We start from the raw sequence: 12,717 nt of genomic DNA, 5'->3' as shown, positions 1-12,717 counted from the left end.
CCGCCCCGGCCCCCTCTTCTGCCACCCTTAGAAGCACCAGCCCAGGAGTCACGATGCTCCGTTCCGCCCTCCTCGCGGCCTCCCGCTCCCCGCAGGTCCGCACCGTGGTCGAGAAGTTCCCGCCGACCCACGCCATAGTCGAGCGCTTCGTCGCCGGCGAGGCCCTCGACGACGCCGTCACCGCCTGCGACGACCTCGTCGCCACCGGCCGCACGGTCACCCTGGACCACCTCGGCGAGGACACCCAGGACGCCGCCCAGGCCGCCGGCACCGCCGAAGCGTACGAGCACCTGCTCGCCGCCCTCAAGGACACCGGCCTCGCCGCCGGCGCCGAGGTCTCGGTCAAGCTGTCGGCCGTCGGCCAGTTCCTGCCGGTGGACGGCGAGAAGATCGCCCTGGAGAACGCCCGCCGCATCTGCGAGGCCGCGGCCGACGCCGGCACCACGGTGACCCTCGACATGGAGGACCACACCACCACGGACTCCACCCTCGCCATCGCGCGCGAGCTGCGGGCCGACTTCCCCTGGCTGGGCGTCGTCCTCCAGGCCTACCTGCGCCGCACCGAGGCCGACTGCCGCGAGTTCTCCGGCGCCGGCTCCCGGGTGCGCCTCTGCAAGGGCGCCTACAAGGAGCCCGAGTCGGTCGCCTTCCAGGGCAAGCGCGAGGTCGACCTCGCCTACGTCCGCGCCCTGAAGGTGCTGATGGCCGGCGAGGGCTACCCGATGATCGCCTCGCACGACCCGAACATGATCAAGATCGCCGGCCAGCTCGCCCAGTGGAACGGCCGCAAGCGGGACTCCTTCGAGTACCAGATGCTCTACGGCATCCGCCCCGAGGAGCAGCTGCGCCTCGCCGGCGAGGGCAACACCATGCGCGTTTACCTGCCCTACGGCCAGGAGTGGTACGGCTACTTCATGCGCCGCCTCGCCGAGCGCCCGGCCAACCTGACCTTCTTCCTGCGCGCCATGGCGACGCGCAGCTGAGGCCCTGCCGTGACGCGCGGCTGAGGCCCTGCTGTACCGACGGCCCGCACCCCTTGTGGAAGGGGGGTGCGGGCCGTTTCACGTCCGGGAGGTCCTAGAGGAAGTCCTTGGTGTCCAGTTCGAAGTCGAATGGTGCGGGGAGAGCGACTGAGTCACCGAACGGGGTGAGGTGGACCTCGGTGTACTCGTCGCGCAACGGCTTGCTGAACAGGCTGACCTGGGATTTCTCCCTGTCGATGAGCAGGTAGAGCGGGATGGCGGCGCGGGCGTAGCAATGCCGCTTGGTGATCCGGTCCTGGTCGGGCTTGCTCGACGTCACCTCGGCGACCATGGCGACGCCGTTCGGCTCCATCCACGGCGGGGCACCACGGAAGAGGCGGACCTCTCTCGGCGCGAAGGTCGCGTCGGGGATGACGTGGTTCTTCGGGCAAAGGCCGCCGCTGACGAGGCGTAGGCCCTTGTGGCCGGACGACTGCATGCGGACCTTGGACTTCTCCTTCACCTGGTCGATCAGCAGGTCGATGTAGTCCTCGTGATCGCCGTCCGGCGGTGGTGCCACGATGATCTCTCCCTCGATGAGCTCGGCCCGGAAGCCTTCGGGGGAGTGCAGGCTCAGGAAGCTCTCCAACAGGATGTCCTCCTGCGATGGTGAGTCCGCGATCGGTTGCTCATGCGCCACAGCACTCATGATGCCCCTCCTTCTGGTGGGAGTCACGCTAGTCAGGTGTTTTGCGCAGCTATGCCGTGCACGGCGCTTACTCACTCGATGGTGTGACGGGGAGGGGTGGCCTAGGAGCACAGTGGTGGTGAACTTGGCTGTACAGGAAAGGAGTTGGCGTGCTGAAGAGGTTTGCGGGGTTGTCGACGCCCTTGCTGGCGGATGCCTGCGTCCGGCTGGGGTTGGCGCCGCGGTCGGCGCCGGCCGGGATCGGGGCGGTGGTCGCGGGGAGCCGGATCGCGGGGCGGGCGCTGCCCGTGCGCCACTACGGGAGCGTGGACGTGTTCCTGGAGGCGTACGGCGCGGCCGGGCCCGGGGACGTCCTGGTGATCGACAACGACGGTCGGACGGACGAGGCCTGCGTCGGGGACCTCGCGGTGCTGGAGGCGCGGGCCGCCGGGGTGGCCGCTCTGGTGGTGTGGGGGCTGCACCGGGACACCCCGGAGCTGGCGGGGATCGGGCTGCCGGTGTTCAGCTACGGCAGCCTGCCGCTCGGGCCGCTGCGGCTGGACGAGCGGGAGCCGGAGGCGCTGGTCACGGCTCGGTTCGGGCCGCATCTGGTGAGCGGGGAGGACGTGGTGTTCGGGGACGCCGACGGCGTGCTGTTCGTCCCGGCCGCGCGGGCGGACGAGGTGCTGGAGACCGCCGCCGGGATCGCGCGGACCGAGCGTGCGCAGGCGGAGCGGATCCGCTCGGGCGACACGCTGCGCCGGCAGACCGCCTTCGACGACTACCTGGCGCGCCGCGCCGCCGACCCGTCGTACAGCTTCCGGCAGCACCTGCGGCGGGTCGGCGGGGCCATCGAGGAGTAGCGGTACGGGAGTTCAGAGCGTCCGGTGCATGATGTGCAGGCCGACGTAGCCCTGGGAGGGGTGGCGGAAGCCCTCGGGGAGGGTGCCCAGGATGTCGAAGCCGAGCGACTGGTACAGCTTCACCGCGTGCTCGTTGGAGGCGACCACGGCATTGAACTGCATCGCCCGGTAGCCGGCGTCACGCGCCCACGCGATGGTGTACTCGGCGAGGGCCCGGCCGACGCCGCGGCCGGAGTGGGCCGGGTCGACCATGTAGCTGGCGCTGGCGATGTGCGAGCCGTTGCCCATGTGGTTGCGGTTCATCTTGGCGGTGCCGAGCACGGTGCCGCCCTCGTCCACCGCGACGACGGTGCGGTTCGGGGAGGGGAGGAGCCACCAGTCGCGGCCCTGCTCGGAGGTCAGGTCCAGCGGGTAGGTGAAGGTCTCGCCGGCTGCGACGATGGTGTGGAAGAACGGCCAGACGGCGGGCCAGTCCTCGGTGGTGGCTTCCCTGATCAGCATGTGGACATGATCGGATACGGACGGCGGGAGCACCAGTGGTTTCCCGCCGCCCGCCGCCCGGACCGGGCGGCGGGCGGACGGCCGGTCAGAGCATCGAGGCGGCCGGCTTGACCATGGCGCGGGCGGTCTTGGCGTCGACGTACTCGCCGATCGCGGTCATCACCCACTCGCCGGAGTACTGGCGGACCAGCTTGCACATCACCACGCCGGTGTGCGGCTCGGACTGGGTGAGGTCGAAGCGGACCAGCTCCTGGCCCGAACCGGCGTCCAGCAGACGGCAGTAGGCGTTCTTGACGTCGGTGAACTTCTGGCCGGAGAAGGAGTTCACCACGAAGACCAGGCCGCAGACCTCGGGCGGCAGGCCGTCGAGGTGGACGGTGATCGACTCGTCGTCCCCGCCGCCCTCGCCGGTGAGGTTGTCGCCGGAGTGGGCGACCGCGCCGTTGAAGATTCCCAGCTTCATGAACCAGGCGGTGTCGAGCTTCTCCCGCTTGGCGTCGAAGGCGATGCAGGAGGCGTCGAGGTCGATGTTGCGACCGCGGCCGGCCGGCTCCCAGCCGAGGCCCATCCGGACGGAGGAGAGGAAGGGCTTGCCGTTCTTCTCCAGGGAGACGGAGCCGCCCTTGGTGAGGCTGACCCGGCCCTTGTCCAGGGTGACCTTGGTGAGGGAGGCCGGCGCGGCGGCGGCGGGCGGTGCGGGCGGTGTGGCAGGGGTCGGCGGCAGATTGCCGGCGAGCGCGACCCGAGGGTCGACCGGGCCGGCAGGTGCGGGTGCGCCGGGGGCCGGCGGGGCCGGGGGCGCGGGCGGTGCGACGGGCGTGGCAGGTGCGGCCGGTACGGGAGGCGCGGCCGGGGCGACGACGGGGGCGGCCGCCGCCGGGGCGGGCTCGTCGTCGACGCTGACGCCGAAGTCGGTGGCGATGCCGGCCAGGCCGTTGGCGTAGCCCTGGCCGACGGCGCGGACCTTCCAGGCACCGTTGCGCTGGTAGACCTCGACCACGATCAGCGCGGTCTCCCGGCCGAGCTGCGGCGGGGTGAAGGTGACCAGCACCTCGCCGGTGGCGGTGTCGCGGACGGTGGCGGTCGGCTCGATGCCGGCGAAGGTGGCGCCCGCCTCGTCGGGGCTGGCGGTCACCACGATCTTGGTGATGCCGGCCGGGACGGCGGTGGTGTCGATGGTGATGGCGTCCGGGGTGCCGCCGGAGGCCGGCCGGTGGGTGACACCGGGGCCGTCGGGGGCGTTGAAGAACACGAAGTCGGCGTCCGAGCGGACCTTTCCGGCGTCGGTCAGCAGCAGGCCGGAGACGTCCAGCGCCTTGGGTGCGGTGACCTCGACGGTCACCCGCGCGGCGGTCAGCGGGGCGTTGCCGCCTTGGGTCAGGACCGTGGACACGAACTCCTCCTCGGATGCGGTGGCACGGCCTTGGGGACCCGCTCTGGGGTGCCGTGCCGAGTGGTACCCACAGTAACGAACGGGGTTGTCGAGAAGAGCCCGAGCAGGCCGGTGACCTGTCAGGTTGTCGGATGGTCGGTCAGCGCGTCGCGGTGCCGCGGGTGGTGTCGGTGCCCGGTGTGGTGCCCGGTGTGGTGCCGCGGGCGGAGCCGGCGCCGGGGGTGGTGCCGGTGTCACCGTCCGTCCCGGGGGAGGAGGAGGCCGTGAACGTGCCGAGGGTGGCGACGGCCCGGGGGCGGTCGATACCGAAGGCGGAGGCGGTCCAGCTCTCGGCCGGGGCGGCCTTGCTCGGCGCATCGGCCGGCCCGGTGGGGCAGCTGCCGGGGCCCGCGGTGGGCCCGGTGCCGGGTCCGGGGGTGGTGGCGCCGGGCGGGGTGGGCAGGGGGCGGGTGCCGCGGACGCCGAAGGTGTACCGGCCGGGGCGGACGTCGGTGCCGGCCGGGGTGGTGAACCGGTACACCAGGGTGCCGCGCTCCTGGTGGGTGGTGACGACGGCGCCGGAGAGGTCGGTCCAGCCGCTGCCGGGGGCCGTTTCGCCGGGGGCGAGGCGGAACTCGGCCTGGAGCGCGGTGAGCGGCTCGGTGACGGTGAGGGTGAGCAGATGCTGGGTGCCGTCGCGGCCGAGCGGCTGGACCACGGCGGTGCCGAGGAGGGCGTGGTCCGCGTCGTGGTCGCTCGGGTCGGTCTTGTCGCCGGTGGGGGCGGCGGGTCCGGCGGGTCCGGTGGGCGCGTCGGTCGGCTGCCCGTCCTGGCCCCGGCCGGGGGCGAGGGGACCGGGCTGCGGGTACCCGGGCGTACCGGGCGCGTCGGGTGCGCCGGGAGCCGCCGGGGCGAACGGACGCTGGTACGCGGGCTGTTGGCCGGTCGGCTGGTCGGCGGGCGGCGCGGAACCGGTCGGCTGAGCGGTGTCGGTCGGCTGCGCGGTGGCGGGGTCGGCGGTCACGTCCTGGTTGCCACCCCGCGACGGGCTGCCGAGCGCCTCGGCCGACGGGGCGTCGGAGAAGGAGGAAGAGGAGGAAGAGGAGGTGAGCCCGGAGCCGGCGGGCGGCGCGGAGGCGTCCGGCGAGGCCGGGCGGGGCGCGGGTAGGCCGGGGACCGGTGAGTGCGAGGCGGTCGCGCGGGCCGAGGCCGATCCGGTGGGGCGGCCTGCGGAGCGGTCGGCCGGGCGGGGTGCGGCCGGGCCGGGCGGGGCGTCCGCGGCGGCGTCCGCCCGGTCGGCGGCGTCCGGGCTGGGCGGCGGGGTGGATCCGACCCGGGCCACCCCGGCGCGGCGGCCGATGCCCTGCTGTTCGTTGAGCAGGCAGGTGGTGGCGATGCTGATGCCGACCACGGTGGACATCGCCATCGCGGCGCCCGAGAACCGCAGGGTGGGCAGCCGGAGCCGGCCGCCGAAGGGCTTCGGCCGGCCGTGCCGGCCGTGGCGTTCGTGCTGTTCGCGCTGCCGGTCGCGCTCGTGGTGCACGCCCGGCTCGGTGTCCTCGCGCAGAGCCACCGGACCCCTCCCTCCCCGAAGTCGCCGTTGCGGTCGCAGCATTCTTCCATGCGCCGCCGCCGGGCCGAAGCGCGGTCACGGGCGGACTGCCGTCCGGGTCTGTCCGGATGGACCAGGCCCTGGCCGTCCGGAATTCCGTCCCGCCTGCGGCCGCCCGTGCGGGGGCCGCCGGTGGACGCGCGCGGGCCCGCGCCGGCAGGGGCACGAGCGTACCAGCGGGGACCGGTCGTCCGGTCGGTTCCCAGGCGGAATCGATCCACTTCGCGTAAATCCGTTCAAGGAACGGAAGTTGACGATCCGTCTGACAAGACCGGTAAGGAGTGGAGGTGTTGGGCGGGGATTATTGCAACCTCCTTGCAACCCTTGCCGGTCCGGTCGGGGTGGCGCAGGCTGGAGGCATCCCACGCCGTTCCGGAGAGACCGTCATGCCGCCCGACCCGCTGCCCGCACCCTCCAGTGCCCCTCTCGCCGCCACCCCCACGGGCGGCGATGAGGCAGGCTCCACCGCCGCTCCGGCGGCGGTGGAGGAGGAGGTGTTCATGCTGCGGATCTCGCTGGGCGAGGAGGTGGTCGGCGAGGTCCGTACGCGGTTCCGGTTCGACACCGAGCGCCCGTACGAGGTGTTGCTGACGTTCCACCTCGGCCGGCCGGACGAGGCCGATTGGGTGTTCTCACGCGATCTGCTGCGTGACGGCCTGCGCTCTCTGAGCGGTCAGGGCGACGTCAAGCTGTGGCCGGCGTACTGTCCGTGCCACGGCTCGACGTTGCACCTGGCGCTCGAATCACCCCACGGCAGCGCACTGTTGGAGGTCTCGAAGCCCCGGGTGCAGGCGTGGCTGGACCGGACGTACGTCCTTGTGTCGGAGCAGGCCGAGCAGGCCTACGGGCCGACCGACGCCCAGCTCTCCGCGCTGCTGGCCGGCGGCTGACGAAGCCTCGGCTCGGGTGCGGCGTCGTCCCCCGGGCTGCGCGGCGCCGGTAGCGGCGGCGTGCCCGGCAGCCGGACCGCCCCACTGGCCAGGCCCGCCCGCAGGCGGCGTACGGCCGGTGCCGAGGACGCGGGCAGCAGGTCGTACGGGTCGTCCGGGCCGATGACGCTGACCAGCACCGACTCGGCGAACCGGTACGGCCGGTGGGCCAGCAGGCCGCCGAGGTAGCGGCGCAGCCGGGACAGTTCCGCGCGCACGGTGACCGTCCGGCCGGGGTCGCCGAAGAGCGCGTCGGCGAGCCGCGCCGCGCTGTGGCCGTCGCGTTCGACGGCGAGCAGGAGCAGCAGCTCGGCGTGGCGCGGGCTGAGCGCGTGCGACCAACTGCCGGCCGCGCCGTGCACCGACAGCTCCGGGCGGTCGGGCCGGCGCAGGTCGAGCCGGAGCCGGGCGCCCTCCGCCTGCTCGGCCGTGACCGCTCCGCCGTCCGCCGCTCCGCCGTCCTGGGTGCGCACCAGCCGGACCAGCCAGCCGTCGGCCAGCGGTTCTATCGCGCACTCGCCGAGACCGGGCAGCCAGTGCACGGCGGCAGAGCCCCACCCCTCGGCGGGCAGCCGCAGCCGGGCGGGCGGCGGCAGACCGGCCGCGGCGGCCGTCCAGCCCGCGGCGTCCACCACCAGGGCCGGGCCGTTGACCCTGGCCAGCAGCGGGGCGGCCAGGGTGCGCAGCTGGTGCAGCGACTCCAGGCGCCGGGCCCGCAGCTCGGTCTCGGCGAGCCGGGCGGCGGTGGCGGTGAGCTGCAGCAGATAGGGGCGGACGGAGTGGGCCGGGCCGCTGAGGTTGATCGCGCCGACCAGCCGGCCGGTGCCCGGGTCGTGCACGGGCGCGGCGACGCAGGTCCAGGAGTGGTGGCTGCGGAGGTAGTGCTCGGCGGAGTGGACCTGCATCGGACGCTGGGCGCGCAGCGCGGCGGCGATGCCGTTGGTGCCGACGGTCTCCTCGATCCAGCGGGCGCCGGTGAGGAAGCCGATCCGGTCGGCACTGCGGCGCAGGCCGCGTTCGCCCTCCTGCCAGAGGATGTGGCCCTCGGCGTCGGCGATGGCGAGGATCAGCGGGGTCTGGCCGACCGGTTCGAGCAGGGTGTCGCGCAGGACGGGAAGCAGGGCGTCGAGGCCGCTGGCCCGGCGGCGGTGCTCGATTTCGGCGGGGCCGAGGTGGACGGCGGCGGCGCCGGCGTCCGGGTCGAGGCCGAGGCGGCGCAGGCGGGCCCAGGAGTCGCCGATCTCGGGGCGCGGCCCGAGGCCGGCCGGCCCGTCGTCGGCCGGCCCGTCGTCGGCCGGGGCGGCCTCCCGGGTGAGGTCGCGGGCGGTGGCCTCGGCGAGGGCGCGGTCGTGGACCTTGGCCAGCTCCGCCGCGGTCTGCGCAGTTCGGCGCTCGGGCCGTCGGGTCTGCCGCACTCGGGTTGCTCCTCGCCGCCGATCGAGGACGCGTCGGGGCCGACGCGCTGACGAAAGCGTACGGGGGCGGCCCGCTCCTGGGGACGGGGTCTGCCAAGTCGGCGCCGCGGGCAATATCAGAATGGACATGCCAACCGGCTATGGCATCGCTGACCTCGCATGATCGGAGGCGGTTGCCCTTTAGTGCATGGCCTGGTGCCGCGGGTCGGTGCCCTGTTGGGCGGCCTCGACAGTGTGGTGCAGGTCGGCGGTGGCGTCCAGCGCGGCGGCGGCGGTCAGCGCCAGGCAGGCGGCGAGCGCGAGGGCGGCGGCGCTGCGGCCGGTGCGGGGCGCGGCGGGGCACGGCAGGAGCAGGGCCGCGACCCGGCGCGGGACCGGCCCGGTGTGGGCGGCCGGGGCCAGCCGGGGCCGGGCCGGCCGGGGGGAGCGGCTCGCCGCCAGGGCGGCCCGGCCGACCGCGCGGGCGGTCACGGCGCGGTCCCCGACCCGCTCGGCGGCGGCCTCGTCGGCCCATCGCTCCAGGTGGTAGCCGAGCGGAGCGCGCAGCGGGCGCAGCGCCGGATGGACGGCGGCGGCGTGCTCGGCGAGGGCCAGGAAGAGGTGGTGGCGGGCGGCGAGGTGGGCGCGTTCGTGGGCGAGCAGGGCGGCCCGCTCGGGTGCGGTGAGGGCGCGCAGCATGCCGGCGGTGACCACGATCCGCCCCGGTTCGGCCGGCCGGCCGGGGCGGGGGAGGCGGCCGGGGAGGGCGAAGGCGTCGGCCCGGTCGTCGTCCAGGACGGCGAGCGGGTGGGGGCCTGCGGGGCGGAGGAGTGCGCGGGCGTGCTCGCCGAGCGGGGAGCGCCGCAGACCCCGGGCGCGCGCCTGGCGCACGGAGGCGGGCAGGGGGCGCATGTCCGGATGCTGGTCGTGGTCGTCCGCGTGCCGCACCCCGTCGCAGGGGCCGAGGTCGGCGCGGGCGGCGCGCAGTTCGCGGTGGCGCAGGCGCGCGGTGCGGACGCCCAGGACGGCGAGTGCGGCGAGTGCGGCGAGCGCCGGCCCGGCCAGTGCGGCCGGCAGCGCGGCCTGTGGGGCGGCGGCGGCCGGCCAGGGCAGCGAGAGGTGACCGAGGGCGGCGACCGGCGGCAACTGGAGCAGGCCGGCGGCGGCGAGCAGGCCGAGGGAGCAGAGCGTGCCGCCGGCCAGGACGGCCGCGGTGGCGGCCAGTGTCCAGGCGGCGGCCCGTGGGGTGAGCGCCTCGGCGAGGCGGCGGGCCAGTGGGGTGGCGAGGAAGGGCAGCAGCAGGGGTGCCCAGACGGCGACGATCACGGGGTCGCCGGTCCGGGGGTGTCCGCGGGGTCGCCGGCCGCGCCGTCGCCGAGGAGCTCGCGCAGAAGCCGCTCGTCCTCGGCGGAGAGGTCGGAGACGAACCGGGCCAGGACGGTGGAGCGGTCCGCCTCGCGCCCGAGTTCGGTGTGCATCCGGCGGGCGGCGAGGCCGGCCGGGTCCTGCACGGTCGGGGTGTACGCGTAGGCGCGACCCGCCCGGGTGCGCTCCACCGTGCCCTTCTCGTGGAGCCGGGCGAGGATCGTGGCGACGGTGGTCCGGGCGAGGCCGTCGCCGAGGGCCGCTTGGACGTCCTGCGGCGTCAGCGGCCGGTGCGCGGACCAGAGGGTGGCCAGTACCTCGGCCTCCAGCTCTCCGGCGGGCCGGCGGGCGGACGGTACGTCGGACATGGCGGCGGTTCCTCCAGGATTCGTCTACAGTCGTGTAGACCGTCTACGTCATTGTAGACGGTTGAGGGCGTGCTCCACTGGTGCCGCCCTCCAACGTACGGGAGGTCCGCCAGCCTTGCTCCAGTCGCCCGCCGATCCGGTCGTTCACGCACTCGCGGTGAACGTGCTGGACGCCTCGTCACTGCTCGCGTCCTTCGGCGCGCTCGGCATCGCCGTCGTGCTCTTCGCCGAGACCGGCCTGCTCGTCGGCTTCTTCCTGCCCGGCGACTCGCTGCTGTTCACCGCCGGCCTGCTCTGCGTCCCCGGCGCCACCAAGGGCCCGCAGCTGGAGCTGTACCAGGTGCTCCCTGCGGCCCTGGCCGGCGCCCTGATCGGCGCGCAGACCGGCTACCTGATCGGCCGGCGGGGCGGACGCGCACTGCTCGCCCGGACCGAGCGGAAGAGCCTCCAGCGGGGCATCGGCCGGGCCGACGAGATGCTCGCCACGTACGGGCACGGCAAGGCGATCGTGCTCGCGCGCTTCATCCCGGTCGTCCGGACGGTGCTGAACCCGATGTGCGGCGTGCTGGAGGTGCCGGTCCGCTCGTTCACCTTCTGGCAGGTGACGGGCGGGGTGTTCTGGGTGGTCGGTGTGGTCATGGCCGGCTACGTGCTCGGCTCGTCGGTGCCCAGCATCGACCAGTACCTGCTTCCCATCATCGGTCTGGTAGTAGTTGTCTCCGTGATCCCGATTGTTCTCGAATTGTTCCGCGCCCGGAAGGCCCGGCGTGACGGTGGTGACGGCCGATGATGCCTTCGACGTCCCCCCGGGCGCTCGCCGTGTACGACGGCAGCGGCATCGACGGCGGCCTCTACAGCAGGGTGGTCGGATGGGCCGACGCCGCGCCGTACTGGCTCGACCAGCTGATCAAGGTCTGGTCCGCGATCGGCCTCGGCCTGTTCGCCGTCCTGATGGTCCTCGCGTGGTGGCGGGCGCGCGGCGCCGGCCCGGGCGTGATGGCCCGGGTGCTGGCCTCGCCGCTGATCGTGGTCGTCGCCTACGTGGTGAACTCCGGCTTCAAGGGAGTGGTGGAGGAGGTCCGGCCCTGCGCGCAGCTGGGCGTGCGCGGCACCCTGGAGACCTGCCCGGGCGCCGGTGACTGGTCCTTCCCGAGCAACCACACGGTGATCGCCTTCGCCGCCGCGGCCGCGCTCTGGTTCGCCGACCGGCGGCTCGGCTGGATCGCCGGCATCGCCGCCGTGCTGATGGGTGCCTCCCGGGTCTGGGTCGGCGTCCACTACCCGCACGACGTGCTGGTCGGCGCGGCGGTCGGCGTCCTGGCGGCGATCCCGCCGGCGCTGGCCGCCGGCCGGGCCGCGCCGTTCGTCGACCGGGCCCGGGCCGGCGGGCTGCGCCCGCTGCTCGGCGCCGGCGCCGGCGCCGTGGCGGGCGGCCCGACGCCGCTGGAGGCGCAGCGGCGCTGAGAGCGGTACCGCCGCCGCGGTCCTTGTCCGGCCGGGGCGGCGGGAGGAGCATGTGAGCCGGGCGAGGGGCCCCTGTGACACGGGCCCCTCGCCCGGCTCAGTCGTGCCGGGGCGCCGCGGTGCGCCCGCCCGTGCCCGTGGAGGGAAGTGCTGCCCATGCCGTACCGACTCGACGTCACCCAGGGGGACTGGCCCGCGGAGGAGCTCCGCAACAGCGTGGAGGGACTGCTCGGCGAGGCCACGGTGCTCACCCTCGCCACCGCCGGCCACGAGCACGGCCCGCACGCCAACCTGGCCTTCTTCGCGTACGACGACGACCTCGTCCTGTACTTCGTCAGCGAACGCGCCACCCGGCACAGCCACCATCTCGCCGAGGAGGCCCGGGCCGCGGCCACCGTCTTCCTGCCGCCGCCGGTCTTCGGCGAGCAGCTGCGCGGCATCCAGCTGACCGGCAGCGCGGGGGAGGCGTGGGGGTGCCAGGCGGAGGCCGCGTTCGCGGCCTACCAGGGCCGGTTCCCGACCTTCGGGCAGGACGACGAGGTGCGGCGGCAGTTCCTGACCGGAGGCGGCGTCGCGGCGCTGTACCGGTTCCAGGTGGAAGAGCTGACGGCGGTGGACGAGCCGCACTTCGGCCGGCGCAACTACCTGCGGGCCGCGGTGGTGCGGTAGCGGCCCCGGCGGCGTGTCAGACCTCGCGGTGGGGCGCCGGGGCCGGCGTCGGGTTCGGCGTCGGGTCCGCCGTCCGGGCGGCGATGTCCGGCGCGGAGACCTCCGGCGGGCTTGCCTTCGCTGTGGTGTCCGTTTCGCTGCGGCGGCGGGTGGCGAGGTGGTACCCGAGGGCGACGATCCCCGCGCCGGCCACCGCAACGGCCTTGACGCCCGACTTGCCGGCGAACCGGGCGAGGCCGTGGCCGGAGGGCACGAGATCGCTCCAGCGCAGGACGGCCCAGACGAGGCCGGCGATGCCCATGGCCGCGAGCACGGCGGCGGCTCCGGCGGCGCGGCGCCCGCCGCGGGGGCGGGACGGTTCGGGGGTGGTTTCGGTCATGAGGTGCTCTCCGGACGGCGTCGGTGGGCCGGTGTGCGGCCCGTGCGGCATGGGGCGGGTGTGGGGGCGGCGGGTGCCCGTGCGGGCGGCCGGTGTGCGGCCCGTGTGATGTGGGGGCGGCGGGTGGTCCGTGCGAGCGAGCGGCGGGTGG

14 protein-coding genes are annotated in these 12,717 nt (G+C 74.8%); 6 read left to right on the top strand and 8 right to left on the bottom strand.

Annotation, left to right across the window (positions count from 1 at the left end):
* Window positions 1-53 precede the first annotated feature (53 nt).
* Window positions 54-983 (top strand): proline dehydrogenase family protein, encoded by a 930-nt coding sequence (locus OG286_RS12360; RefSeq protein WP_396320478.1) that lies wholly within the window; start codon window positions 54-56, stop codon window positions 981-983.
* Window positions 984-1,077: 94 nt separating this feature from the next.
* Here OG286_RS12360 and OG286_RS12355 read toward each other — a convergent pair whose 3' ends face one another.
* Complete coding sequence (locus OG286_RS12355; RefSeq protein WP_396320477.1) at window positions 1,078-1,671, bottom strand: Uma2 family endonuclease; 594 nt, start codon at window positions 1,669-1,671, stop codon at window positions 1,078-1,080.
* Between the two features lie 149 nt (window positions 1,672-1,820).
* Here OG286_RS12355 and OG286_RS12350 point away from each other — a divergent pair, with 149 nt between their 5' ends.
* A complete protein-coding gene (locus tag OG286_RS12350) occupies window positions 1,821-2,513 on the top strand; it encodes an RraA family protein (protein WP_405365229.1) in 693 nt (230 codons plus the stop codon).
* 12 nt (window positions 2,514-2,525) lie between these two features.
* On the opposite strand, the gene OG286_RS12345 is transcribed toward OG286_RS12350, so the two are convergent.
* The 3 genes from OG286_RS12345 to OG286_RS12335 all read right to left on the bottom strand — a co-directional run bounded on the left by OG286_RS12345 (window position 2,526) and on the right by OG286_RS12335 (window position 5,959).
* The gene (locus tag OG286_RS12345; protein ID WP_396320475.1) at window positions 2,526-3,014 is read right to left on the bottom strand and encodes a GNAT family N-acetyltransferase; all 489 of its coding nucleotides are present in this window, start codon (window positions 3,012-3,014) and stop codon (window positions 2,526-2,528) included.
* Window positions 3,015-3,099: 85 nt separating this feature from the next.
* On the bottom strand, window positions 3,100-4,395 hold the full coding sequence (locus tag OG286_RS12340; RefSeq protein ID WP_405366049.1) for a TerD family protein: 1,296 nt from the start codon (window positions 4,393-4,395) through the stop codon (window positions 3,100-3,102).
* Between the two features lie 151 nt (window positions 4,396-4,546).
* Window positions 4,547-5,959, bottom strand: coding sequence for a hypothetical protein (locus OG286_RS12335; RefSeq protein ID WP_405365227.1), 1,413 nt, complete (start codon window positions 5,957-5,959; stop codon window positions 4,547-4,549).
* Window positions 5,960-6,384: 425 nt separating this feature from the next.
* Here OG286_RS12335 and OG286_RS12330 point away from each other — a divergent pair, with 425 nt between their 5' ends.
* Window positions 6,385-6,888 carry an SsgA family sporulation/cell division regulator gene (locus OG286_RS12330; protein ID WP_396320473.1) on the top strand — a complete coding sequence of 168 codons (504 nt, stop codon included), beginning with the start codon at window positions 6,385-6,387 and terminating at the stop codon, window positions 6,886-6,888.
* Here OG286_RS12330 and OG286_RS12325 read toward each other — a convergent pair.
* The 3 genes from OG286_RS12325 to OG286_RS12315 all read right to left on the bottom strand — a co-directional run bounded on the left by OG286_RS12325 (window position 6,840) and on the right by OG286_RS12315 (window position 10,054).
* Window positions 6,840-8,342: a GAF domain-containing protein gene (locus OG286_RS12325; RefSeq protein ID WP_405365225.1), complete on the bottom strand. Its 1,503-nt coding sequence runs from the start codon at window positions 8,340-8,342 to the stop codon at window positions 6,840-6,842. The two genes, OG286_RS12330 and OG286_RS12325, sit on opposite strands and share 49 nt — an antisense overlap.
* Window positions 8,343-8,522: 180 nt before the next feature.
* Window positions 8,523-9,647: a M48 family metalloprotease gene (locus OG286_RS12320; RefSeq protein WP_405365223.1), complete on the bottom strand. Its 1,125-nt coding sequence runs from the start codon at window positions 9,645-9,647 to the stop codon at window positions 8,523-8,525.
* Window positions 9,644-10,054: a BlaI/MecI/CopY family transcriptional regulator gene (locus OG286_RS12315; RefSeq protein WP_396320470.1), complete on the bottom strand. Its 411-nt coding sequence runs from the start codon at window positions 10,052-10,054 to the stop codon at window positions 9,644-9,646. The genes OG286_RS12320 and OG286_RS12315 overlap by 4 nt, the downstream gene beginning before the upstream one ends.
* 115 nt (window positions 10,055-10,169) lie before the next feature.
* On the opposite strand from OG286_RS12315, the gene OG286_RS12310 reads away from it, so the two are divergent.
* The 3 genes from OG286_RS12310 to OG286_RS12300 all read left to right on the top strand — a co-directional run bounded on the left by OG286_RS12310 (window position 10,170) and on the right by OG286_RS12300 (window position 12,187).
* Window positions 10,170-10,844: a DedA family protein gene (locus tag OG286_RS12310; protein ID WP_405361639.1), complete on the top strand. Its 675-nt coding sequence runs from the start codon at window positions 10,170-10,172 to the stop codon at window positions 10,842-10,844.
* Window positions 10,844-11,518, top strand: a complete 675-nt coding sequence (locus tag OG286_RS12305) for a phosphatase PAP2 family protein (RefSeq protein ID WP_405363819.1) — start codon at window positions 10,844-10,846, stop codon at window positions 11,516-11,518. The genes OG286_RS12310 and OG286_RS12305 overlap by 1 nt, the downstream gene beginning before the upstream one ends.
* A 156-nt stretch (window positions 11,519-11,674) precedes the next feature.
* Window positions 11,675-12,187 carry a pyridoxamine 5'-phosphate oxidase family protein gene (locus OG286_RS12300; protein ID WP_405361641.1) on the top strand — a complete coding sequence of 171 codons (513 nt, stop codon included), beginning with the start codon at window positions 11,675-11,677 and terminating at the stop codon, window positions 12,185-12,187.
* 16 nt (window positions 12,188-12,203) lie between these two features.
* Here OG286_RS12300 and OG286_RS12295 read toward each other — a convergent pair whose 3' ends face one another.
* Window positions 12,204-12,566, bottom strand: a complete 363-nt coding sequence (locus OG286_RS12295) for a hypothetical protein (protein ID WP_396320467.1) — start codon at window positions 12,564-12,566, stop codon at window positions 12,204-12,206.
* Window positions 12,567-12,717 lie beyond the last annotated feature (151 nt).

It is taken from the genome of Kitasatospora sp. NBC_00039 (assembly GCF_045160625.1).
In the GTDB taxonomy this organism is placed as follows: Bacteria; Actinomycetota; Actinomycetes; order Streptomycetales; family Streptomycetaceae; genus Kitasatospora.
This window is presented reverse-complemented; position numbering and strand designations above follow the sequence as displayed.

What these genes read in the sequence shown, in the direction of transcription:
- OG286_RS12360 (WP_396320478.1), top strand. Translation starts at nt 54, where the DNA reads ATGCTCCGTTCCGCCCTCCTCGCGGCCTCCCGCTCCCCGCAGGTCCGC.
- OG286_RS12355 (WP_396320477.1), bottom strand. Translation starts at nt 1,671, where the DNA reads ATGAGTGCTGTGGCGCATGAGCAACCGATCGCGGACTCACCATCGCAG.
- OG286_RS12345 (WP_396320475.1), bottom strand. Translation starts at nt 3,014, where the DNA reads ATGCTGATCAGGGAAGCCACCACCGAGGACTGGCCCGCCGTCTGGCCG.
- OG286_RS12330 (WP_396320473.1), top strand. Translation starts at nt 6,385, where the DNA reads ATGCCGCCCGACCCGCTGCCCGCACCCTCCAGTGCCCCTCTCGCCGCC.
- OG286_RS12315 (WP_396320470.1), bottom strand. Translation starts at nt 10,054, where the DNA reads ATGTCCGACGTACCGTCCGCCCGCCGGCCCGCCGGAGAGCTGGAGGCC.
- OG286_RS12305 (WP_405363819.1), top strand. Translation starts at nt 10,844, where the DNA reads ATGCCTTCGACGTCCCCCCGGGCGCTCGCCGTGTACGACGGCAGCGGC.
- OG286_RS12300 (WP_405361641.1), top strand. Translation starts at nt 11,675, where the DNA reads ATGCCGTACCGACTCGACGTCACCCAGGGGGACTGGCCCGCGGAGGAG.
- OG286_RS12295 (WP_396320467.1), bottom strand. Translation starts at nt 12,566, where the DNA reads ATGACCGAAACCACCCCCGAACCGTCCCGCCCCCGCGGCGGGCGCCGC.